Annotated in this window: 20 protein-coding genes; 9 read left to right on the top strand and 11 right to left on the bottom strand. The window is 73.6% G+C overall.

What is annotated here, in order from left to right:
* The first annotated feature begins 90 nt into the window (after positions 1 to 90).
* Complete coding sequence (locus ACZ52R_RS06090; RefSeq protein ID WP_465619414.1) at positions 91 to 2,196, top strand: SpoIIE family protein phosphatase; 2,106 nt, start codon at positions 91 to 93, stop codon at positions 2,194 to 2,196.
* A 72-nt stretch (positions 2,197 to 2,268) separates the two neighbouring features.
* Here the strand turns inward: ACZ52R_RS06090 and ACZ52R_RS06095 are convergent, their stop codons facing one another.
* From ACZ52R_RS06095 to ACZ52R_RS06115, 5 genes are all read right to left on the bottom strand, one after another.
* Complete coding sequence (locus ACZ52R_RS06095) at positions 2,269 to 3,240, bottom strand: Gfo/Idh/MocA family protein (protein WP_465660898.1); 972 nt, start codon at positions 3,238 to 3,240, stop codon at positions 2,269 to 2,271.
* Positions 3,241 to 3,242: 2 nt separating this feature from the next.
* Positions 3,243 to 4,619: an amylo-alpha-1,6-glucosidase gene (locus ACZ52R_RS06100; RefSeq protein ID WP_465752863.1), complete on the bottom strand. Its 1,377-nt coding sequence runs from the start codon at positions 4,617 to 4,619 to the stop codon at positions 3,243 to 3,245.
* A complete protein-coding gene (locus ACZ52R_RS06105) occupies positions 4,606 to 5,919 on the bottom strand; it encodes an MFS transporter (RefSeq protein WP_465752865.1) in 1,314 nt (437 codons plus the stop codon). The genes ACZ52R_RS06100 and ACZ52R_RS06105 overlap by 14 nt, the downstream gene beginning before the upstream one ends.
* The gene (locus ACZ52R_RS06110) at positions 5,916 to 7,148 is read right to left on the bottom strand and encodes a zinc-dependent alcohol dehydrogenase (protein ID WP_465752867.1); all 1,233 of its coding nucleotides are present in this window, start codon (positions 7,146 to 7,148) and stop codon (positions 5,916 to 5,918) included. The genes ACZ52R_RS06105 and ACZ52R_RS06110 overlap by 4 nt, the downstream gene beginning before the upstream one ends.
* Before the next feature lie 194 nt (positions 7,149 to 7,342).
* Positions 7,343 to 8,056, bottom strand: coding sequence for a GntR family transcriptional regulator (locus ACZ52R_RS06115; RefSeq protein WP_465619404.1), 714 nt, complete (start codon positions 8,054 to 8,056; stop codon positions 7,343 to 7,345).
* 257 nt (positions 8,057 to 8,313) lie between these two features.
* On the opposite strand from ACZ52R_RS06115, the gene deoC reads away from it, so the two are divergent.
* Positions 8,314 to 9,006: a deoxyribose-phosphate aldolase gene (gene deoC, locus ACZ52R_RS06120; RefSeq protein WP_465752869.1), complete on the top strand. Its 693-nt coding sequence runs from the start codon at positions 8,314 to 8,316 to the stop codon at positions 9,004 to 9,006.
* A gap of 49 nt (positions 9,007 to 9,055) precedes the next feature.
* Here the strand turns inward: deoC and ACZ52R_RS06125 are convergent, their stop codons facing one another.
* The gene (locus ACZ52R_RS06125) at positions 9,056 to 10,564 is read right to left on the bottom strand and encodes a sensor histidine kinase (protein ID WP_465752871.1); all 1,509 of its coding nucleotides are present in this window, start codon (positions 10,562 to 10,564) and stop codon (positions 9,056 to 9,058) included.
* Positions 10,565 to 10,631: 67 nt separating this feature from the next.
* On the bottom strand, positions 10,632 to 11,309 hold the full coding sequence (locus ACZ52R_RS06130; RefSeq protein WP_360490865.1) for a response regulator transcription factor: 678 nt from the start codon (positions 11,307 to 11,309) through the stop codon (positions 10,632 to 10,634).
* A gap of 138 nt (positions 11,310 to 11,447) precedes the next feature.
* Here ACZ52R_RS06130 and ACZ52R_RS06135 point away from each other — a divergent pair, with 138 nt between their 5' ends.
* Positions 11,448 to 12,080 (top strand): hypothetical protein, encoded by a 633-nt coding sequence (locus ACZ52R_RS06135; RefSeq protein ID WP_465752873.1) that lies wholly within the window; start codon positions 11,448 to 11,450, stop codon positions 12,078 to 12,080.
* A 79-nt stretch (positions 12,081 to 12,159) separates the two neighbouring features.
* Positions 12,160 to 12,975 carry a COG4705 family protein gene (locus tag ACZ52R_RS06140; RefSeq protein ID WP_465619399.1) on the top strand — a complete coding sequence of 272 codons (816 nt, stop codon included), beginning with the start codon at positions 12,160 to 12,162 and terminating at the stop codon, positions 12,973 to 12,975.
* Positions 12,976 to 13,099: 124 nt separating this feature from the next.
* Here the strand turns inward: ACZ52R_RS06140 and ACZ52R_RS06145 are convergent, their stop codons facing one another.
* Complete coding sequence (locus ACZ52R_RS06145) at positions 13,100 to 14,044, bottom strand: tetratricopeptide repeat protein (RefSeq protein WP_465619397.1); 945 nt, start codon at positions 14,042 to 14,044, stop codon at positions 13,100 to 13,102.
* Positions 14,045 to 14,429: 385 nt separating this feature from the next.
* Between ACZ52R_RS06145 and ACZ52R_RS06150 the strand changes: the two genes are divergently transcribed.
* From ACZ52R_RS06150 to ACZ52R_RS06165, 4 genes are all read left to right on the top strand, one after another.
* The gene (locus ACZ52R_RS06150; protein WP_465660884.1) at positions 14,430 to 15,248 is read left to right on the top strand and encodes a maleylpyruvate isomerase family mycothiol-dependent enzyme; all 819 of its coding nucleotides are present in this window, start codon (positions 14,430 to 14,432) and stop codon (positions 15,246 to 15,248) included.
* Positions 15,249 to 15,378: 130 nt separating this feature from the next.
* Complete coding sequence (locus tag ACZ52R_RS06155) at positions 15,379 to 16,038, top strand: lysophospholipid acyltransferase family protein (RefSeq protein ID WP_465619393.1); 660 nt, start codon at positions 15,379 to 15,381, stop codon at positions 16,036 to 16,038.
* A gap of 169 nt (positions 16,039 to 16,207) precedes the next feature.
* Complete coding sequence (locus tag ACZ52R_RS06160; RefSeq protein WP_465752875.1) at positions 16,208 to 16,846, top strand: ATP-dependent Clp protease proteolytic subunit; 639 nt, start codon at positions 16,208 to 16,210, stop codon at positions 16,844 to 16,846.
* A 1-nt stretch (position 16,847) separates the two neighbouring features.
* Positions 16,848 to 17,450: a ClpP family protease gene (locus ACZ52R_RS06165; RefSeq protein ID WP_360490844.1), complete on the top strand. Its 603-nt coding sequence runs from the start codon at positions 16,848 to 16,850 to the stop codon at positions 17,448 to 17,450.
* Positions 17,451 to 17,571: 121 nt separating this feature from the next.
* Here the strand turns inward: ACZ52R_RS06165 and ACZ52R_RS06170 are convergent, their stop codons facing one another.
* Positions 17,572 to 18,057, bottom strand: a complete 486-nt coding sequence (locus ACZ52R_RS06170; RefSeq protein WP_465752877.1) for a helix-turn-helix domain-containing protein — start codon at positions 18,055 to 18,057, stop codon at positions 17,572 to 17,574.
* Positions 18,058 to 18,292: 235 nt separating this feature from the next.
* Positions 18,293 to 19,552 carry an MFS transporter gene (locus tag ACZ52R_RS06175; RefSeq protein ID WP_465752879.1) on the bottom strand — a complete coding sequence of 420 codons (1,260 nt, stop codon included), beginning with the start codon at positions 19,550 to 19,552 and terminating at the stop codon, positions 18,293 to 18,295.
* A 73-nt stretch (positions 19,553 to 19,625) separates the two neighbouring features.
* Between ACZ52R_RS06175 and ACZ52R_RS06180 the strand changes: the two genes are divergently transcribed.
* Positions 19,626 to 20,162 carry a MarR family winged helix-turn-helix transcriptional regulator gene (locus ACZ52R_RS06180; protein WP_465619383.1) on the top strand — a complete coding sequence of 179 codons (537 nt, stop codon included), beginning with the start codon at positions 19,626 to 19,628 and terminating at the stop codon, positions 20,160 to 20,162.
* Between the two features lie 140 nt (positions 20,163 to 20,302).
* On the opposite strand, the gene ACZ52R_RS06185 is transcribed toward ACZ52R_RS06180, so the two are convergent.
* The gene (locus ACZ52R_RS06185) at positions 20,303 to 21,040 is read right to left on the bottom strand and encodes an SDR family oxidoreductase (RefSeq protein ID WP_465619381.1); all 738 of its coding nucleotides are present in this window, start codon (positions 21,038 to 21,040) and stop codon (positions 20,303 to 20,305) included.
* Positions 21,041 to 21,077 lie beyond the last annotated feature (37 nt).

Raw genomic sequence — 21,077 nt, forward strand, 5'->3', positions numbered from 1 at the left:
GCTCCGGGGCCGCCCGGCTGGCGGCCGGGAAGCGAGGCGGGACGATGGAGTGAACCCCATCCATCAGGTGCGGCGGGAGGAGGTGGCCGGATGGACGCCGGGCACGCGGAGCCGTCGGGTGCCGTCCCGCCGGAGCGGGATCCCGGACTGGAGGCCGGTGGGCTGCTGGACGTCCTGGGCGTCGCCGCGGTGGTGCTGGACGCGGAGGGGCGGATCGTGCTGTGGAGCCCGCAGGCCGAGGACCTCTTCGGCTACCCGGCCGCGGAGGCCCTCGGGCACCCGGCCGCCCGGGTGCTGGTCGAGGAGCGGCTCCTGGACCGGGTGCTGGAACCGTTCGCGAAGGTGATGGCCGGCGGCGGGGCGTGGGCCGGGGTCCTCCCGGTCCGACACAAGGACGGGTCCACGCTGCTGGTCGAGTTCCGCAACATGCGCCTGGAGGACGAGAGCGGCCGGTCCTACGCGCTCGGCCTGGCCTCGGACCAGGCCACGCTGCGGCGCCTCGAACGGGACCTCGCACTGTCGCTGCGCCTGGTGGAGCAGTCCCCGATCGGGCTGTCCGTGATGGACACCGAGCTGCGCTTCGTCCTGGTCAACCCGGCGCTGGAACGCATCAACGGACTGCCCGCCGCCCGGCACCTGGGCCGCACCGTCCGGGAAGCCCTGCCGTTCCTGGACACCGAGGCGATCGAGGCGGCCATGCGGGAGGTGCTGGCCACCGGGTCGCCGCTGCTGAACCAGTTCACCACCGGACACACCCGCGCCGACCCCGGCGTCGAGCACGCCTGGTCGGCGTCCTTCCACCGGCTGGAGGACCCCGCGCACCGGGTGATCGGCGTCGCCGTCTCGGTCGTCGACGTCACCGAGCAGCACCGGGCGGCCACCGCCGCGGCGGCGGCCCGGCGGCGCCTGACCGTGATCGCCGACGCCTCCGAGCGCATCGGCACCACCCTCGATCTCGACGTCACCGCACGCGAGCTCGCCGACGTCCTCGTCCCGGAATTCGCCGACATCGCGGCCGTCGACATCCTGGAGGACATCCTCACCGACAGCGCGCCGACGGAGGACCGGAAACGTCCGGCCCTGTTCCGCGCCCTCGCCGTCAAGGCCGCCCACCCCACGCCCGCCGTCGAGGCCGCCGATCCGGTCGGGCAGATCGCCCGCTACGACGCGACCCGCCTGGTCACCCGCTGTGCCCGTACCGGCCGCCCGATCCTGCTGGCCCGCGTCACCGACCGTGACCTGCCGCGCATCGCCCGCGACGCGGAGGCGGTCGAGCTGCTCCGGCAGGCCGGGATCCACTCCTACCTGGCCGTGCCGCTGCGCGCCCGCGGCCAGGTCCTGGGTGCGCTCGATCTCAAACGGGCCCGCAACAAGCAGCCGTTCGACCATGACGACGTGGTCCTGGCCGGTGAACTGGCCGCCCGCGCCGCCGTCGCCATCGACAACGCCCGCTGGTACCAACGCCAGCGCCACGCCGCGCTCGCCCTCCAGCGGCACCTGCTGCCCGGCCCGCCCCCGCAGCCGCCCGGGCTGGAGGTCGCCTACCGCTACCAGCCGGCCTCCGGCGTCGGCGAGGTCGGCGGCGACTGGTTCGACGTCATCCCGCTGACCGCCGACCGGACCGCGCTGGTCGTCGGCGACGTGATGGGAAGCGGCATCACCGCCGCCGCCACGATGGGCCAACTCCGCACCGCCGCAAGGACACTGGCCGGCCTCGACCTGGAGCCGGCCGCCGTCCTCACCCACCTCGACAGCATCGCCGCCGGTCTCGGAGAGTCCATCGCCACCTGCGTCTACGCCCTCTACGACCCGCGCCACCACCGCTGTCGCATCGCCATCGCCGGCCACCTGCCCCCGGTCCACACCCACCCGGGCCGCCGGCCGGTCCTGCTCGACCTGCCCACCGGCGCACCCCTGGGCGTCGGCGGGATCGCCTTCCACGACACCCCGATCGACCTCAGGACCGGCGACGAACTCGTCTTCTACACCGACGGGCTGGTGGAGACCCGCGACCACGACATCGACGTGCGGCTCACGGCCCTCACCGACCTCCTCGGCCGGCCCCGCAGTTCCCCGGAGGAGACCTGCGACCTCCTCCTCGGCGCCCTGCACCACCAGGGTGGGAACGACGACATCGCCCTCCTGGTCGCCCGGGTCCGGCCGCTGTCGCACGCGGCCGGACCCGCGCGTCGCTGAACCGGTGCGTCGATGAACCGGCGCGTCGCTGAACCGGTGCGATGCCTCGGGCGGGGCGGGTGGACGGGTGCGTCAGCTGTCCCGGCGGCTGTCCCGGCGGGAGAGACGGCTCCGCACGGAGTCCAGCGTGGTGGCGATGAGAAGCGACTCCTCGAGCGGGACGAGGTGGGCGGAGGTGTCGCCGTCCGCCGCGGCGTCCATCGCCTCGACCATGAGGCGGTACGGGTCCTGGGCCAAATAGTGGCGCCGGCCCCCGACGGTGGACGTGAGCGTGCTGGGGGCGGCGCCGGCGCAGAAGGCCGGTGGGGTGAGGGTGATCGAGCCGCTCGTGCCGGTGGTGGTGAAGGTCTCGGCCATGCCGCCCACGAGCGAGCAGCCGACCTCGGCCGTCCCCCGGTCGGGGAACTCGAGCAGGAAGCGGGTGGCCGAGTCGGCGGAGCCGGGCCGCCAGTGGTCCTGCTCGGCCCGGACGACCCTCGGGGTCCGCCAGCCGAAGGCGGCGAGGGCGGCCGAGACGGCGTAGTAGCCGACGTCGTAGAGGGCGCCGCCGCCGAGGGCGGCGTCGAGGCGGTAGTTGCCGGGAGCGGGGGCGAGGCCGTCGAACCGGGCGGTGACGGTGTGGACGGTGCCGATCGCGCCGCGGGTGATCATGGACTCGAGGTCGCGGGTGCGCGGGTGCCAGCGGTTCCAGGCGGCCTCGACGAGCAGTCGGCCGGCGGCGCGGGCGGTGGCCGTCATGGCGGTGACCTCCGCGGCGGTCAGCCCGAGCGGCTTCTCGCACAGGACGTGCTTGCCCGCGCGCAGGGCGCGGTCCACCCACGGGCGGTGGGCGCTGTTGTGGAGCGCGACGTAGACGATGTCGACGGCGGGGTCGTCCAGCAGCTCCTCGTAGCGGGTGTACACCCGCGCGGGGTCGAGCGCCCGGGCCCGCCGGGAGTCGGTCGCGGCGACGGCGTGCAGGCGCGGCCCGTCGGCCGCGTGGACGGCGGGTGCGAGGCTGGAGGCGGCGATCGAACCGGCGCCCAGGAAACCCCAGTTGGCCATGGTCAGTCCTCCTCCGTCGTTGCCGTTGCCGTTGCCGTCGTCGTCCTCGTGGTCGCTGTCGTCATGGCGGAGGCCAGGTCCAGGACGAGGGAGCTCCAGCCGAAGGAGCGCGCGCCGTGCCCGGCGGCGTCCTCCGGCCCGTAGCACTCCCGGGTGCCCGAGGCCGCGACGAGCGCGCAGGTGCGGGCCGCGAGGGTGTCGGCTTCCGTGCGGTAGCCGCGCTTGCGCAGCCCCCAGTACAGGTACCAGTTGAGGTTGACCCAGCTGGAGCCGCGGAAGATGGCGCCGGTGCGGAACGAGGCGTCGTACGACGGCTCGGTGGCGGCGACGCTGGGTATCGGATGGGGACGCCAGAACTCCCGCTCGTTCAGCAGGTGTTGTTCGATGACCCGGCGGGCGGCGGTTTCCGGTACCGAGTCGAGGAGGATGGGCAGGAGCGAACTGGCGGTGAGGACGTCACTGCGTTCGCCGGCGACGAGGTCGAGGTCCTGGAAGGCGCCGGTGGCCTCGTCCCAGCAGTGCCGCATCAGCGCGGTGCCGATCGCGCGGGACTCCCCGGCCAGCCGCTCCGCCGTACGCCCGTTCGATTCGACCGTTCGGGCGAGGCGGGCCAGGCAGGCCAGCCCGTCGGCGTAGACGGTGTTGACGAGCACGTCGTTCCAGACGAACAGCCTCCGGTCACGGAGCGGGGTCTCGGGCGTGCGGGAGGGGGAGGCGTAGGCCGTGATGAGCGACCGCATCGCGCGGTGCCAGGCGGTGTGCACGGCGTCCTCGGCGGCCGACTGGATACCGAGGGCGGCGTCGTACTTGGGACTGCTGTCCAGTCCGGACTCGTCGGGCTGGTAGATCTCGAGGAGTCCGGTGCCGGGGCTCGTGCGATGGTCCCTGAGCCAGCCGAAGAAGGCGAGCGTCGGTGGCAGGACGCGACGCAGCCAGAGGTCGTCGCCGGTGGCCCGGTACACCCGCTCGACGGCCCGGGCCACCACGGGCGGTGCGATGGTGACGGACCGCCACCCCTCCCAGAGGTCGATCCTGAAGTCCGCGGTGGCGCGCGGCCGGAGGTCGTCCTGCCACAGGACCATGTGCGGGAGGAAGCCGGTCGGGGTGACCGCGCCGAGCAGGGAGCGCAGTTCGTCCCGGGCCCGGACCGCGTCGACGTGGGTGAGGGCGATGGCGTGGAAGCTGCTGTCCCAGGCCCACTGGAAGGGGTAGCTGTCGGGGGAGGGGCAGGTGAAGTCGTAGGGGCGCTGGGCCGCCCGGGAGAAGCCGGTGCGGTGGTTGCGGGCCAGGGTGTCGCGGGCCACTGCGGAGCTCCGGGCGATGCTCTCGGAGCTCTCGGCGCGGCTGTCCGCGCTCTCGGTGCGCTCAGTGACGGACATGCGGGGTGACTCCCGTGGAGGACACATGGGCAGGGGCGGTCGTGGGGGCGGGGCGCCGTCGCCGGGCGGCGAGCAGCAGTGCGGCGAGCGGCAGCAGGCAGCCGGCGAGGCCGAAGGCCGAGCGGACGCCGAGGCGGTCGGACAGCGTGCCGAGCAGCAGGGGCGCAAGCATGATGCAGGTGCTGACCGCGAGTTGGACGCGGGCCGTGGCCTGGTCGGTGCGGCCGGGCGCAGCGCTCACCGCGAGCGCGAGGGTCAGCGGGAAGAGGTTGGCGACCCCCAGTCCGCCGATGATCAGGCCCAGCAGGGCGAGCCAGGTGGTGGAGGCGAGCCACAGCAGGAGGAACCCGGTGGCGGCGACGGTCAGGGAGCCGGCGACCAGCGCGGCCGAGCGGGCGGAGCGGGCCCCGGCCGTCAGCCTGCTCCCCGCCAGGCGGCCGGCCAGCTCGCCGCCGTAGAACAGGGCGAGCGCCGCCGATGCCTGACTGTCCGTCAGATGGACGGCGTTGGTGAGAAGGGGCGCGGCGTAGTAGGCGAGGCAGAACTCGAAGCCCACGACGAGACCGCACAGGGCGGCGCGGAGCGGGAACGCGCCCGTCGGCCGGTCGGCCTCCGCCGGGTGGACGGCGGTGGTGGTCGGGGCAGTCGGTGCGTCGGGTGCGTCGGGGACGGCGGGGGTGCGTGGGCGCAGCGGCTCGTTGCGGAGCGCCGGGTACATGGCCGCCAGTGCGAGGACGGGCAGCACCAGGCACCAGTTCCAGGCCGCCCCGGCACTCTCCAGGCCGCTGATGACCAGGGGCGCGGCGAGTGCGCTGACGCTCGCGGCGGCGTTGGCCTCGACCAGGGCCCGCGCCCGGAGTGACTCGTCCGCGCCGTGGTGCTCGGCCAGCACCGCCAGGGCCGTGGTCTGCAGCAGCGCCCCGCCGATGCCGCCCAGGACGGCCGCACCGAGCGTGACGGCGGCCGACAGCGCGGTCGCCAGGAGGAGCGACCCCAGGGCGAGGGCCGCGAGCGCGGACCAGAACAGCATCCGGTGGCCCACCCGCGTCCGGAGCCGGCGGAACAGCAGGTTGGTGAGGATCGCACCGGCGGCGAAGGCCGTGGAGTGCAGGCTCATCAGCGCGTAGCTCAGCCGCAGGTCGTGGCGCAGGAGCGGCAGCAGTGGGCCGAGCGCGTACAGGAGGTAGGCGTACACGGCCAGTCCGCCGTAGGCCGTGGTGGTCAGCCGGTCCCGGACGAAGGCGGGGGGCCGGTGAACCGGGGCGACCGGTAAGTCGGTGCCGGGGTCGGTGCCGGTCACCCCGGTATCCCGGTCTGCTCGGCGAAGGGACCGTCGGCCCGGACGGCGTCGGCGGGTAAGCCGACGGGGACGGAGTCGGCCGCGGCGGCCGTGCGGCGCACGTGGTCGAGGAGGACGGACGGGGCGAGCAGCGAGGTCTTCATCGAGGCGCCCCGCCCGTAGCCGGTGAACGCCTCGCGGACGGCGTCCTCGTCGTCGATACAGGCACGGGTGGTGATCAGTGGGGCGGGGTCGACCAGGCCCGACTCGACGAGCCGCAGGGCCACGGCGGTGACGTGCGCGGAGCGGGCCATCGGGAACGAGCGGACGTCGAAGGGGGTGGAGAGCAGCTTGAGGCCCTTGGCCAGGATCATCCAGGTGTTGAGCCGCTGCGGGACGGCCGTCGCGCCGTAGATGACGTACGAGCCGCCGGGGCGCAACAGGCCCATCGCGATCTCCCGGATGTCCTTGTCCGGGGCGTCGGCCTGCCCGGCCGAGCGGGCCGGCGCCGAGATGTGGGGCAGCGCGTCGAACACGTAGTCCGCGTACTGGTCGTGGTGCTCGCGCACGTACGCTTCGAGCTCCGGCGCCTGGGTGTCCGTGTTGAAGGCGTGGGAGGCCCCGTGCCGCAGCGCGACAGCCATCCGGTCGCTGTTGCGGTCCAGCACGGTGATCGAGCCGGCGCCGAGGTGGCGGTGCAGCACCTGGACGGCAAGCTGGGCGCTGGGGCCGCAGCCGAGGACGACGCAGGTGTCGCCCGGCTTCGGCGGGTTGAGCAGTAACGACCGCAGGACCGAGGTCAGCGGCTCGATCACGGAGGCCAGGTCCGAGGGCACGTGCGCCGGCAGGACGACGGCCGCGGCCTGGTCGGCGTCGTAGAAGTTGCGCCCGGTGTACCAGGCCGTCTCCACGCCGAGCCGTCCCGGGAAGAGCGGCCGCAGCGCCCGGTACTCGGCCATCCCGCCGAAGTCGGTCTGTCCCCAGTAGGTCACCCGGTCGCCCGGTAGTACGTCGTCCCGGAGTCGCTTGCCGACCTCGACGACCCTTCCCACGTATTCGTGTCCGGGAATGATCGGCCAGGCTTCCGGAAAGAGGTGGCCGCGGAAGTAGGAGACGTCGGTCGAACAGATGGAAACCGCCTCGGTCTGCAGCAGGATTTCGTCCTCACGGCATTCCGGATCAGGCATCAGGGTGCGGTTGATTTCCCCGGGAGAGGTCATCAGGTACGCGTACACGGCTTTTCCCTCCACGCATGAAAGTGTCTTCCACTACTGGAATCGGATCGGGTCGTATCGCCCGCTCGGGCCGTACTGCCCGCCGATCGTGCAGTTCCCCGTCGGAAATTTCTCCCACGTGGTCGACATCCGCGTCATCCGTGCGGCCCGAGAGCCGCACGGATGACGGGATGACCAGGTGATCTCGGCAGATCGCCTCAGGAATCGCCTCAGGAATCGACCTCGAAGGCGACGTCCAGGGCGTATCTGTCGCCCACGTACCGGGATTCGGTGAGTTCCAGGGGCTGTTCGTCCTGGTCCACGATGAGGCGCTGTTCGACGAGCAGGGCGGTGCCCGGAGCCACCGCCAGCAGCTCCGCCTCCCGCTCGCCGGCCGCGGCGGCCCTGATGGACGCGTGTCCGCGGGTCGGCGTCCGGCCGAGCCCGGCGAGCGCCTCGTGCATCGACGCCGTGCGGAAGTCGACCTCCAGCAGGGCGGCGAGGGCCTCGGGGAACACCGCCCGCTCCAGTGCGGTCGGGACCCCGTCGGCCAACCGCACCCGGCTGACCTCCACGACCTGTGCGGATTTCCGCAGCCGGAGCCGGTGGATCTCCTCCGGCAGGGCAGCCCGGAGACTCGCCGAAATCAGTTGTGACGAGGGCTTGCGGCCCTGTCTGCGCATTTCCTCGCTGAATCGGACCAGGTTTTCCGCGCGACGGTGGGTCGGCGGTTCCGCGACAAATGTCCCGCGCCCGGGGATCCGGTACACCAGGCCTTCCGTGACGAGCCCTTGAACGGCCGCTCGGGCAGTCATGCGGCTCACCCCGAATTCCTCGCACAAATCCGTCTCCGACGGGAGCGGGTCGTGCGGTCGATGCTCGGCGATCCGGTTTCGGAGGGCCTGTTCGATCCGGTGGTACCTGGGCGCGAAATCCGTTTCCAAAAGGGGCCCTCCGAAATTGAGAATACGCCGTCTAGCTGTCTAGTCAACCAGCGTAGACCAGTACAGAGCGGGACATTCCACGGTGAAATACGCCAAGGGCAAGAGGCGTGCACTGTGATGTCCGCCACATGTGTTCCTGCCCCGATCTCCGGGTCGGCTGTATAGACAGCTAGACAGCCTGAGGTTACCGTCGGACTGTCCGCGCTGTCGCGCCCTGACCGGTGCGACGCGAAACGCCTCACCCCTAGGACAGGCTCATGGACTCCACCGGCATCGACGTCCGGCAGCTCGCCAAGATGATCGACCACTCGCTCCTGCGGCCCGAACTGACCACCGCCGAGGTGCTGCGCGGCTGTGAGCTCGCCGCGGCCTACGACGTCGCCTCCGTCTGCGTGCGCCCCGCCGACGTCCCCCTGGCGGTCAAGGCGCTCGCCGGCACCGCCGTCGAGGTCGGCACCGTCATCGGCTTCCCCCACGGCGGTTCCACCACGGCGGCCAAGGCGGGCGAAGCCGTCGACGCCCTGGCGGCGGGTGCGACCGAACTCGACATGGTGCTCAACATCGGCCTGCTGCGCGGCGGGGAGGACGACGCGGTGCGGGAGGACATCGCGGCGGTCGTCGATGCCACTGCGGGTGCCGGCCTCACCAAAGTGATCTTCGAGAACGCCTACCTCGATGACGAGGACAAGCTGCGCGCCTGCCGGCTCAGCACGCTGGCGGGCGCGGACTTCGTCAAGACCTCGACCGGCTTCGCGCCCGGTGGCGCGACCCTGGAGGACGTCCGGTTGATGCGGGCGAACGTCCCCGCCCACATGAGGGTCAAGGCAGCCGGAGGGGTCCGCACCCTCGACCGCATGCTGGAGTTCGTGGCCGCCGGCGCCGAACGCTTCGGTGCGACCGCCACCGCCACCATCCTGGACGACCTGGCCGCCCGCCAGGCCGCTGCCTGATCCCGCACCCGGCCGCCCCCGCCCCGGGCGGCGGGCGGACGACCCTGGGTCAGCCGTCGGACGTCGGCCGGGTGTTCGGGGCGGTCGGGGCGGTCGGGGCGGCCGGTAGGCGGGTGCGGAAGGTGGTCACGCCGGTCACGCCGGTCACGCCCGTCACGCCGAGGACGGTGAGGGTGCCGCCGTGGAGGGCGGCGATGTCGCGGGCGATCGGCAGGCCGAGGCCGGCGCCGCCGTCGTCGCGGCTGCGGGCGTCGTCGAGGCGGGTGAAGCGTTCGAAGATCTTCTCGCGGTCGGCGGGTTCGATCGGGGGCCCGTCGTTGGCCACGTCCAGGACCGCAAGGCCGGTGGCCCGGTCCGTGCCGAGGCGGACGGTGACCGCGTGCCGGGCATGGCGTTGGGCGTTGTCGAGCAGATTGGTCAGGAGCCGGCCCAGCCACAGGGGATGGCCGGACACCGTGACGGGGACGGGCGTGTGCACGGTCACGGGGTGGGGTTCGGCGCCGCGAGCCGCGATCGTGGTGTGCACCAGCGCGGCGAGGTCGACGGGTTCCCCGGGCCGGTCGCGGCCGGAGGAGTCGAGGCGGGCGAGCAGCAGGAGGTCGGCGGCGAGGGCCTGGAGGCGTTCGGTGTCCTCCAGCGCGCCGGCCGTCAGGTCGGTGCGCACGTCGGGGTCGGGGTGGGCGAGGGCGACCTCGAGCTGGGTGCGCAGCACGGTCAGGGGGCTGCGCAGTTCGTGGGAGGCGTCGGCGATGAAGCGGCGCTGCCGGACGCCCGCGGCTTCGAGGCGTTCGAGCATGGCGTTCATGGTGCCGGCGAGGCGGGCGATCTCGTCCTCGCTGCGGGGTTCGGGGACGCGGCGGTTCAGGTCGCGGTCGCCGATGGCGGCGACCTCGGCGCGGATGGCCTCGACCGGCCGCAGGGCACGGCCGGTCGCCCGCCAGGTGAGGACGCCGACCGTGATCAGCAGGACCGCGCTCAGCGCGGCGAGCGCGGCGGTGGTCAGGTCCTCGGCGGCGTCGACGGTGCGCAGGGACGCGCCGACGTGGACGGTGACGCTGCCGCTCGGAGTGGCGGTGGTGATCGTGGTGACGCGCTGGTGGTGCTGGTCGCCGAGGGTGCGGAGGTTGAAGGTGGTGTGGCCGTCGCGGTGGCCGGTGGGGGCGACCGAGGGGTGACCGGTCAGGTTCTGACTGGCGGCGACCACCGTGCCGTGCGCGTCGACGACCTGGATGAAGTCGGTGCCGTGGTCGAGGGGGAGCTGGCCGGGGAGCCGCCCGTCCTCGGCGAGGCGGGCGACGGCCTGGGCCTGTTCACGGGCGCCGTCCTCGACGGTTCGTTCCAGGTTGGCGCGCAGCAGGAGGACGACGGCGGCGGAGGCGACGGCGAGGACGACGGCGACGCTGAGGCAGGCGGCGAGGGTGGTGCGGGCGCGGACCGAGCGCGGTGTCAGCCGGTCGGCGAGGGCGGCGGCCCGGGGGTGGCGGGCGAGGCGCCGGTGCAGTGCCGCGCGGATCCGGCGGCGCGCCGTGGTCGGGTCAGCCACCAGCGGGTCAGGCATGGTCGGGTCAGGCATGGTCGGGTCAGCCACCAGCGGGTCAGGCATGGTCGGGTCAGGCATGGTCGGGTCAGCCACCGTCGGCCGCCAGCCGGTAGCCGGTGCCGCGCACGGTCTGCACCGCAGCCCGCCCGAACGGGGTGTCGATCTTGCGTCGGAGCGCGCTGACGTGGACCTCGACGGTGTTCGGGTCGCTGTCGGGGCCGCCGTCCCAGACGGCGTCGAGGATCTCCCGTTTGGACACGGCTTCGCCGGCCCGTCGGGCGAGGTGGTCGAGGATGGCGAACTCCCGGGGGGTGAGGGCGACGCCCGTGCCGGCCCGCGTGCAGGTACGGGCGGCGGAGTCCACGACGAGGTCGCCCAGGACGGTGCGCCGGGGCGCGCGGCTGCCGATCCGGCGGGCCAGCGCCCTGAGCCGGGCGACCAGCACGACGAACGAGAACGGCTTGGACAGGTAGTCGTCGGCGCCGGTGTCCAGTGCCTCGGCCTCGTCCCACTCGCCGTCCTTCGCGGTGAGCATGAGGATGCCGACGTCGCTGCCGGAGGCCCGGAGGCGTGAGCACACCCGGTAGCCGTTGAGGCCGGGCAGCATGATGTCGAGCACGACGACGTCGTAGGCGTGGTCCATGGCCTTGGCGAGGCCGGACGGGCCGTCGTGGGCCGTGTCGACCGTGAACCCTTCGGCGGTCAGCCCGTGCTGCAGGGCCAGGGCCAGCCGGCGTTCGTCCTCCACCACCAGTACACGCATGCCCACCAGGGTCGCAGGTCGCCGGAGCGGGTGGCCGGGGGTGCTTCCTGGTCTTCAGCCGATCTTCAGCAACGCCCCGCCATCCTGACGCAGTCGCCCGGGGACGGTCCGGGCCGGGTCGAGGAGCGGTGCGGGTACGTGAGCGAGCCCAGAGAAGGCGTGGAGTCCCAGCAGAACGACGTGACGAGCGGCGCGGGCAAGGCGCGTGCGGGCCTGGGGCGGGCCGGCCGGTGGGTGCGCGGCCGGTGGGTGCGCGGTCGGTCGGCGCGCTGGGTCGTGGCCGGTGCGGCCGTCGTGGTGATCGGCGGTGGCGCGGCCGCGGTGGCGGTCCACCACGAGCACGAGGGCCACGGCGGCGGCCGGTGGGCGGCGGCGGGTGACCAGGAGCGGTACGACGGCCGGGACGGCGGTCAGGGCGAAGGCCGTGACGGCGGCCGCGAGGGTGGTCAAGGCGGCGGGCAGGGCGCCGGCCGGGATCGCGAGGGTCACCGGGGTCACGACGGCCGCACGGCCCCCGGCCACGGGAACGAGGACGGCCGGGCCGGGCACGCCGCACCGGCGCCGCTGCCGTCGACCAACGCCGCCGACGCGCTGGCGAAGGCCGCGTCCGTCGTCACGGGCGGCAGGGTCGAGTCCTTGACCACGGTCGCCGAACAGGGCGGTGGCCGGGCCTGGCGGGCCGTGGTGATCGGCGCCGACGGCGTGCGGCATGCCGTGACCGTGGACGGGGCCACCGGCTCGGTCACCGGCAACACCGTGCTGGGCGGCTGACGCATCGACCGGGCGCGGCCAGGCCGCGCCGTAGCGAGGCGCGGCCACGCCGTGCCGTAGAGAAGGGAGCGCCGCCGTCATGGGCGCCACGACAACCCCCCGAGCGGCCCACCGCGGCCCGGCCGTCCCCGGGCGGCCCGTCCCCGCACGGTCCGTGTTGAGCAAGGTCCCGCAGGTCACGGCGGTGTTCTGGGTCGTCAAGATCCTCACCACCGGTATGGGCGAGACCACCTCCGACTACCTCGCCCGGGTCCTGGGGCCGGTCCCTGCGGTCGGCTCGGCGGGGCTGCTGCTCGTCGCCGCGCTGTTCGTGCAGGCCCGGGCCCGCCGCTACGTCCCGGCGGTGTACTGGACGGCGGTGATCATGGTGAGCGTGTTCGGCACCATGGCGGCCGATGTCGCGCACGTCGCCGTCGGGGTGCCGTACGTCGCCTCCGCGGTGGCGTTCGCGGTGCTCCTCGCCCTGGTGTTCGCCGTGTGGCGGCGGACGGAGGGGACGCTCGCGGTGGAGACGGTCGGGGGCGGGCGGCGCGAGGTCTTCTACTGGTGCGCGGTCATGGCCACCTTCGCCCTCGGCACGGCCGTCGGCGATCTGACCGCGGCCACCCTCGGGTGGGGCTACCTGCCCTCCGGGCTGCTGTTCGCCGCCCTGATCGTCGTGCCCGCGCTCGCCCGCCGCTTCTCCGGGCTGTCGCCGGTCCTGACCTTCTGGTGGGCCTACGTCCTCACCCGGCCGCTCGGTGCCTGCTTCGCGGACTGGGCCGGTGTCAGCCGGGAACGCGGGGGTCTGGACCTCGGCACCGGGCCGGTCAGTCTCGTCCTCGCCGTGGTCATCGTGGCGGCCGTGGCGTGGCTGAGCGCCGCCGAACGGCGAGCGCCCCGGGCGTCGGCCTGAGGTCCCGTCCGGCGGCCTGAGGTCCCGTCCGGCGGCCTGATGTCCCGGCCGGCGGGCTGCCGCCCCGTCCGGTGGCCTGTCGGCCGCGGCCGCGCGGTGCGGAGCCCGCGCGGTGTGGTGGGTGTCAGGCCGCCGCGCGTGACTGCCAGTAGGTGAACTGCTGGAGCGGATCGCCGATGAGTGTCCACGGCCAGGCGGTGACCGTGTTGTCGATCCGGCGGAACGCGTCACCGCTCTCGCTCGGGCGGCCCGCCTGGACCAGGGCGAAGGCCAGCAGATTGAGATCGGCCAGCGCCGCAGCGTGGACCAGTCCGCCGTGCCGCGGCCACTCGTGCAGAGCGGTGTCGAGCGCCTTGACCGCCCGGTTGTGCGTCCACTGGCGGCGGACCAGCAGGGCCTCGACGCCGCCCCCGGCCGCCGTGCGGGTGTGTTCGTCCACGAGCGCCGTCAGTTCCACCCCGGCGGTCGGCGCGGTCGGCGGCGCCGAGGCCCGGACCGTGTCCACGAAGTTGAGCTGGGCGCTGCGTGACCCGCACTCCTCCGGTGACAGGTAGCGCAGCATCTGCAGGTGGGCCTCGCGGTTCCACGGGTCGCGTGCGGCGGCCTCGTGCCAGACGGCGATCAACTCACGTGATTCGGCACGCATCAGGCGCAGAATTCCGAGCAGTACCACCCACGGCGTCGGATCTTCGGGCAGGAGGTCGGCCGCGTCATAGCAGTTCTCGGCTGCCGCGCGGGGATCTTCCATCCGTCCCGCGTACCGGCCGCGGAAGAGTTCGACCCACGCCTCGAAAATCAGCGCGTCCGCATTCCGCGGGCGACGCAATCGCCAGTTGCGCGCGAGGGCGGAGGGCGCCGCCGTCTCGGCGAGCACGCCCAAACGGTGCCCGCGACGGTCCCAGTCCGTGCCGGTGTCCCGCAGCAGCCGTTCGACCTGGTCGGCCTGGATGGAGCTCTGACCAGGCAGGCCCGAGGACTTGAGCTGTCGCCGGACACGGCCGAGTTCGACGTCGTCGAGCTCGGGGCGCAGGCCGGGGGAGGCGGCGCGAATTCTTCGGAGGAATGACACGGGCCGCAGCCTAGGCCCCAAGAGGATTTTCGGACAGCCCCCGGAATGAATCGGAATGAAATCGTCGGCCCCCGGTGAATTCGGTGAACCTACCGCTCCGTACGGCGATCGATCGAACGGTAATGGCCGGGCAGCTGTCTGCGGCATTACCTCGGTAAGGGGGCGCCGATTCCCGGCCGCGCGCAATTCCGGCCGCCTCGCGGCCCCTCGCGCCCCTCGCGGGAGCGGGGGCGGTGCGCTCGGCGGTCGCGGAGACGACGGCGGGCGCGTGGTAGTTGACGCCCAGCCAGTCCGGTGGCTGGTGAGCATGGCGCTCCGGCTCGGCGGTGGCGACGTGCTCGCGATGTCTGGACAGCCGTGCGGGAGTCGGCCAGTGTTCACCACCATGACCATCCCGCTCCCTGAGCACCGCCTCGGCGCCGCGCGCAGCGCGCTCTTCGAGGCGGTCACCGCCGTCGGAGACGATGCCGTCGCCCTGCTCGCCGGCTGCCGTGGCGACACCCCGATACCCGGCGCCGAGTGGACGGTCGCCGAGGCCGCCGCCCACCTGGCGATGGCCAACGAGCTGATGGCGGCACTGGCCGCCGGCAGGGAACGGCGCTACGGGGACGGCACCCCGGGCTCGCTGGCCGCGGCGAACGCGGCCTCGCTGGCCGCGCGGCCGGAGCGGGACCCGGGCGTGCTCGCGGGGGAGATCGCCCGGTGGGCAAGGGAGTTCACGGCGGCAGCCGGCCCGCGGGCCGGCACCGAGCCGGTGCTGACCCCGCTCGGCCCGATGGACCTGGACACCCTCGGCGCCTACCTGCTGACCCACATGCTGGGCCACCTCTACGACATCGCCGTCGCCCTGCGGCGGCCGCACCCGATCGACCGGCACCGCGTCCACCTGACGATGCCGTTCCTGCGGGCGGCCATGCCGTGGGTGGTGGACGCCCGCGCCGCGGCCGGCCACCACGCCTGCTACCGGCTGCGGGTGCGCGGCCTGGGCGGGTTCACGGTGACCTTCACGGACGGCGCCGCCGTGGTGAGCCAGGAGCCACCGCGGCGCCCGGACTGCACGATCCTCATCGAGCCCGTGGCGTTCCTCCTCATCGCGCTGGGCCGCTGCACCGCGACCGCCGCCCTCACCCGGGGCAAGGTGCTCGCCTGGGGCCGCCGGCCGTGGCTGGCCCCGGCCTTCCCCGGGCTGTTCGCCGCTCCCTGAGCACGGCCGGCGGGCCTGCCGCGCCGACCCGTACCCGGCCCGGTCTGAGTACCGCTACTCAGGCGGCCGGGCGGCGGGCTCCGAGAGGATGGCGGAACCACTTCGCCGAAGGCCACGAAGGAACCCGCCCATGCTCAGCCGGATCGCCAGCGCACTGGTGCCCGTCCTCGGTCGTCTGACCGTCACCTGCGAGGTGGCGGGCCCGGTCGCCCCGGGCAGCATCGTCGCGGCCAACCACAGTTCGCTCGCCGACCCGGGCGTGGTGCTGGCCGCACTGCGCCGGCTGGGCACCGAGCCGGTCGTGATGGCGACCGCCGGGCTGTGGCGGGTGCCCGTGCTCGGCGGAGTGCTGCGGGCCGGCGGCCACATCCCGGTCCATCGTGGGACGGCCCGGGCGGCCGAAGCCCTCGACTCGGCCGCGGCGGCGCTCGCGGCCGGCCGGGTCGTGCTGATCTACGGCGAGGGCGGCCTGCCGAAGCACCGGGACTCCCGTGACGCGGAGCCCGGCGCCTTCCGCACCGGCCTGGCCCGGCTCGCGGCGGCGAGCGGCGCCCCGGTGGTGCCGCTCGGCCAGTGCGGCGCCCGCCGCCTGAGCTCGGGCAGCACCGCCAAGCAGCTCGCCGGGTTCGCCACCGCCCCGCTGCGGCGCCCCGTCCTGTACGTCCACCTCGGCGCCCCGGTCCACCTGGAGGGCGACATCACCGAGGCGACGGCCACCGCCCACCGCGCCGTCACCGCGGCCTGGCGCACCGCGGAGCGGCGACGTGGTGGACGAGACGGCCAGGAGTGAGGTCACGCCGGTCGAACGGGCTCGGGCGTTCTTCCGGCCGCCGCACGAGAACGGCTGAGCCGTCGGCTCTGCCGGTGGCGAATCTGCGGTGGGCAGAGAAACCACGTTCGGGGACCTCCCCGGGGCAAGAGTGGAGCCGACGGCATCCCCGCCTCGACAAGGAGACCTGATGACTCCACTCACCTCGCTCCCGCCCCGCGCGGACGAGGGCGGCACCCCGCCCAGCCCCTTCGACGACCATCTCGCGGGTCAGCTGCTCGCCCAGCGGATCGTCCTCCTCGGCACCCAGGTCGACGACGTGTCGGCCAACCGGGTGTGCGCGCAGCTGCTGCTGCTGTCGGCGGAGGACCCACGCACCGACATCTGCCTGTACATCAACAGCCCCGGCGGGTCGGTCACCGCGGGCCTCGCCATCTACGACACCATGCGGCTCATCCCGAACGACGTCTCGACCCTGGCGATGGGGTTCGCCGCCAGCATGGGCCAGTTCCTGCTGACCGTGGGGGCGTCCGGCAAGCGGTTCGCGCTGCCGAACGCGCGGATCATGATGCACCAGCCCTCGGCGGGCATCGGCGGCACCGCCGCGGACATCGAGATCCAGGCGGAGAACCTGCAGTTCACCAAGAAAGCCATCGAGCGGATCACCGCCGAGCACACCGGGCAGAGCGAGGAGACGATCGCGCGGGACGGCGACCGGGACCGCTGGTTCACGGCCGAGCAGGCCAGGGAGTACGGGATCGTCGACCGGGTGGTGGAGTCGTTCGCCGACATCCGCCCGGCCGCGTCGCGCCGACGGATGGGGCTGTGACATGGGGTCGTACACGGTTCCCTACGTGATCGAGCGGACCGCCCAGGGCGAGCGGTCCTACGACGTCTTCAGCCGGCTGCTGAACGAGCGGATCATCTTCCTCGGCACCGAGATCGACGACGGGGTCGCCAATGTGGTCATCGCGCAACTCCTGCACCTGGAGTCGGAGAACCCGGAGCGCGAGATCTCGATCTACCTCAACTCGCCCGGGGGATCGTTCACTTCGCTGATGGCGATCTACGACACGATGACCTTCGTGCAGGCGCCGATCTCCACCTTCTGCGTCGGCCAGGCGGCGTCGACGGCGGCGGTGCTGCTGGCCGGGGGAGATCCCGGGCGACGGTTCGTGCTCCAGCACGCGCGGGTGCTGCTCGGCCAGCCGGCCAGCGGCGGTCGGCAGGGGACGGTCTCCGACCTCAGCCTCGCGGCCAAGGAGATGGTCCGCATCCGCTCGCAGGTGGAGGAGGTCCTGTCCCGGCACACGCAGCACGACGTGGCGACGCTGCGCGCGGACATGGACCGGGACAAGGTGCTCACCGCCGAGGAGGCCGTCTCCTACGGGATCGCCGACGAGGTACTGAGCCGACGGCACGCGTTCGGCTGACTGCGCGCGGCCGTGGCCGGTGCGGCGGTGGGGCGCCCCGCCGTACCGGCCGTCGTACCGGCCGTCGTACCGGCCGTCGTACCGGCCGTCGTGCCCGCTGTCGTGCCGGCCCCCGGTTCGGTCAGGCGGCGAGGCAGAGGCCGTCGTACCGCGCCGTCGGCGACGTACGGCCGCGACCCACCTGGCTCCGGCTCACCTGACTCTGGCTCACCCGGCTCCGGCCCACCGGGCTCGGGGCGTACCGGGCCAGTTCGTCCTGGGCGAGCGAGAGCAGGTCGGCGAGACCGAGCCCGAGGGCCCGGGCGGCGGCCGCGAGCACCTCGGAGGAGGCCTCCTTGCGTCCGCGCTCCAGCTCCGACAGGTACGGCACCGAGATCCGGGCCGCCTCCGCGACGTCCTTCAGCGTGCGCTCCTGCGCGAGCCGCTCGCGCCGCAGCGCATCGCCGACGAGGTCGCGCCACAGGGGTTCCTTCGGCGCGGGTGTCAGGGGTGCCCGGGGAGTTCCGGCCGGTCGTTGCGGGGAGCGGGTCGCCCCACCGGAAACGGGCGGCGAGGCCTGCGGGCGCAGGGGGATGACGCGGGCTTCGTTCGGCGCATGAGTGCTCACCCCTTCAGCCTAGGGATTCGGGGCGCCGGGGGAAGGGAGCGGCGTTCTGCCCTGGGTGAAGCCCCGGGGAAGCCGTGGGGGAACTCCTCCCGGCCGCTGCGCCCAGGATTCGGGTCCATCGGCAGGCCGGGCGCCATGGTGAGTGGCCGTCAAGCGGGAACGCGCCGCAGCCCCGACCGCCGTCTCCTCTGTGGGTTCGGCGTGCGGGGCTTGTGGTGCTGGGGCTCGCGGTGCTTCAGGCTGCGGTGGTCAGAGCGGCCTTCTGCGGCTCGGGACGGACGGCCTGGGCCGGCAGTCGGCGCTCCAGGCGGAGCAGGAGGCCGGCTCCGGCCAGTGCGGTGGCGGCGAGCACCAGCCAGGGCAGCCGGTTGTCGAGGGCCAGCAGGCCGGTGAGCAGGGAGGGGGCGAGCGCCGCGGAGAGCGACCAGGAGAGCTGGTAGGTGGCCATGTACCGGCCGCGGACGGCGGCCGGGGCGGTGGCGGTGACCAGGGCCGAGGCGGCGGGGTTGTGGACGATCTCGCCGAGGGTGATCACGACCACCACGGCCAGCAGGCCGGCGGTGGTGAAGCGTCCGGCGGCGGGCACCAGCAGCGCCTGGGCGAGGAATCCGGCGGCGAACAGCGCGGCGCCGGTGGCGGCGGCCCGGTTGCGGGTGGTGAACCGGCGGACGGCGAGCCCGGCGGGGACGCCGAGGGCGGCGCAGAGCACGGTGTTGACGGCGAAGGCGAGGCCGGGCAGCGCGGCGGAGGCGTGCAGGACACCGGTCACGTACACCGGGAGCAGTACCGCGAGCGAGGCGTAGCCGAGGGAGATCAGCAGGTTGGCGGTGGCCAGGCCGAGGAACGGCCGGTCGGCCAGGACCGCGCGGTAGCCGACCTGTCCGGTGTCGCGCGGGGCGGGGCTGTCGACGGCCTCGGCGCTGCGGTCCGGGACGCGGCGGACCAGGGCGGCGGCGGCCAGGAAGCTGGCGGCGTTGAGCAGTGCGGCGACGGTGTAGCCGCCGTCGCCGGCCAGGCCGACCAGCAGGGCGGCGAGCATGCTGCCGGCGCCGAGGCCGGCGTTGGCGAGGCTGCGGCCGAGGGCGTTGATGCGCTCCAGGCTGGTGCCGGAGGCGAGTTCGCCGATCCTGGCCTGCTGGACGGCGGGGTAGCCGCGGGTCGCCACGGCGGTGACCAGGGTGACGGCGACGAAGGCGGGCAGGGCCGAGGCGAAGGGGTAGACGGCGAATCCGGCGGCCCGGATCAGGTGGAGGGCGATCTGCATGCGGCGGGCGCCGAACCGGTCGACGGCGGTGCCGACGAGCGGGAGCGCGACCATCGCCAGCAGGCCGGTGGCGGTGAGCACCAGGCCGATGACGGCCAACGGCAGGCCGGTGACGTGGCGGAAGAAGACCAGGCTGAAGGGCACGTACATGCCGTTGCCGAGGGCGTCGATGGCCAGGGCCGCCATCAGGCTGCGTTCGCCGGGGAAGCCCGGGCTCCTTTTTGAAAGCATGTAAGTAACTTAGCAGTGAGCTAGTTAAAGTCAAGCTTCTTTGTGACAAGCAATCTTGTGCCACACTGAACCCATGACGAGCACCGCAGATTCCGCCCCGAACCCGCGCCCCACCACCGCCGACCCGGTGGACGCGATCGCCGCCCAGTGGCGCCAGGAGCGGCCCGACCTGGGGGAGAGCCTGCAGGCCATGGAGGCCTTCGGGCGGATCTACCGGCTCGCGCGCGGCATGGGCGATCGCATGGAGCGCGCGTACGCCCCGTTCGGCATCGGGCGCGGCGAGTTCGACGTGCTGGCCACCCTGCGCCGGGCCGGTGAGCCGTTCTCGCTCTCGCCGCGCGAGCTGACCGCCACCCTGATGCTGACCACGGGCGGCATGACCGGCCGCCTGGACAAGCTGGAGCGGGCCGGCCTGGTCACCCGTTCCCCCGACCCGAACGACCGCCGCGGCCTGCGGATCAGCCTCACTCCCGAGGGCCGCTCCACCATCGACGGCGCGGTGACCGCCGGCCTCGCCGTCCAGCGCCGCGCCGTGGACGCCCTCGGCCCCGAACGGGCCGCCCAACTCAACGACCTGCTGCGCGAACTGCTGACCTCCCTGGACGACTGAAGCCGGCACCAATCCACCCGCCGTCCGCCACGGTGGCCTTGTGAGCGCTAACGGACGCCCTCGGGCCCGACGGTGGCGGCGATCCGGCGTACGCCCGGGCGTTCTGTCCGGGCGTACTGCCCGGGTGTCCTGCCCGGGTGTCAGGCCTGCACCGTGGGCCGGACGACGATCTCACTGACGTCGACGCCCTCGGGCTGTTCGATGGCGTAGCCGATCGCGGAGGCGACGGCGGAGGGCGGCATGGCGATCTCGTCGCGCTGCCGGGCCAGCGCGGCCGCCGCTTCGGGACTGGCTCCCTTGCCCACGCCCTCGGTGTCGGTGAAGCCCGGTGAGACGAGGGTGACGCGCAGGTCGGGCCCCGATTCCTGCCGCAGGCCCTCGGTCAGGACCTTCACCGCCGTCTTGGTCGCCGCGTAGACGGCCTGGGGGGACTTGACGACGTAGGCCGCGGTGGAGGCGATGTTGACGAACTGGCCGGAGCGCTGTTCCCGGAAGACGGGCAGCGCCGCCGCGATCCCGTTGAGCAGGCCGGTGATGTGGGTGGCGACCATGGCGTCCCAGTCGTCCTGACGCAGCTCGTCGAACGGGGACACCGCCATGGTGCCGGCGTTGGAGACCAGCACGTCGAGCCGGCCGTACCGGTCGAGCGCCGTGTCCGTCAGGCGCCGCAGGTCCTCGCGGCGCGTCACGTCGACGACGGTCCCGACGGCGCTGCCGCCCTGCGCCGCGATCTGCGCCACGACCGCGTCCAGCCGGTCCTGGCGTCGCGCCCCGAGCACGAGCCGGGCCCCTCTCCCGGCGAGATGGATCGCCGTCGCCGCTCCGATGCCGCTGCTGGCTCCGGTGATCGCCACGACCTTGCCTTCGATTCCCGACATGGGCACTTGTTCCTTTCCGCAGGTGAGCAGCCGGAAG

The sequence above is a fragment of the Kitasatospora sp. NPDC034023 genome (assembly GCF_055575795.1).

Bases quoted from the DNA above. Each gene is read 5' to 3' on its own strand.
- ACZ52R_RS06125 (WP_465752871.1), bottom strand. From the start codon at position 10,564: ATGCCTGACCCGCTGGTGGCTGACCCGACCACGGCGCGCCGCCGGATC.
- ACZ52R_RS06140 (WP_465619399.1), top strand. From the start codon at position 12,160: ATGGGCGCCACGACAACCCCCCGAGCGGCCCACCGCGGCCCGGCCGTC.
- ACZ52R_RS06155 (WP_465619393.1), top strand. From the start codon at position 15,379: ATGCTCAGCCGGATCGCCAGCGCACTGGTGCCCGTCCTCGGTCGTCTG.
- ACZ52R_RS06095 (WP_465660898.1), bottom strand. From the start codon at position 3,240: ATGGCCAACTGGGGTTTCCTGGGCGCCGGTTCGATCGCCGCCTCCAGC.
- ACZ52R_RS06185 (WP_465619381.1), bottom strand. From the start codon at position 21,040: ATGTCGGGAATCGAAGGCAAGGTCGTGGCGATCACCGGAGCCAGCAGC.
- ACZ52R_RS06090 (WP_465619414.1), top strand. From the start codon at position 91: ATGGACGCCGGGCACGCGGAGCCGTCGGGTGCCGTCCCGCCGGAGCGG.
- ACZ52R_RS06175 (WP_465752879.1), bottom strand. From the start codon at position 19,552: ATGCTTTCAAAAAGGAGCCCGGGCTTCCCCGGCGAACGCAGCCTGATG.
- ACZ52R_RS06100 (WP_465752863.1), bottom strand. From the start codon at position 4,619: ATGTCCGTCACTGAGCGCACCGAGAGCGCGGACAGCCGCGCCGAGAGC.
- ACZ52R_RS06180 (WP_465619383.1), top strand. From the start codon at position 19,626: ATGACGAGCACCGCAGATTCCGCCCCGAACCCGCGCCCCACCACCGCC.
- ACZ52R_RS06165 (WP_360490844.1), top strand. From the start codon at position 16,848: ATGGGGTCGTACACGGTTCCCTACGTGATCGAGCGGACCGCCCAGGGC.
- deoC (WP_465752869.1), top strand. From the start codon at position 8,314: ATGGACTCCACCGGCATCGACGTCCGGCAGCTCGCCAAGATGATCGAC.
- ACZ52R_RS06130 (WP_360490865.1), bottom strand. From the start codon at position 11,309: ATGCGTGTACTGGTGGTGGAGGACGAACGCCGGCTGGCCCTGGCCCTG.
- ACZ52R_RS06150 (WP_465660884.1), top strand. From the start codon at position 14,430: ATGACCATCCCGCTCCCTGAGCACCGCCTCGGCGCCGCGCGCAGCGCG.
- ACZ52R_RS06160 (WP_465752875.1), top strand. From the start codon at position 16,208: ATGACTCCACTCACCTCGCTCCCGCCCCGCGCGGACGAGGGCGGCACC.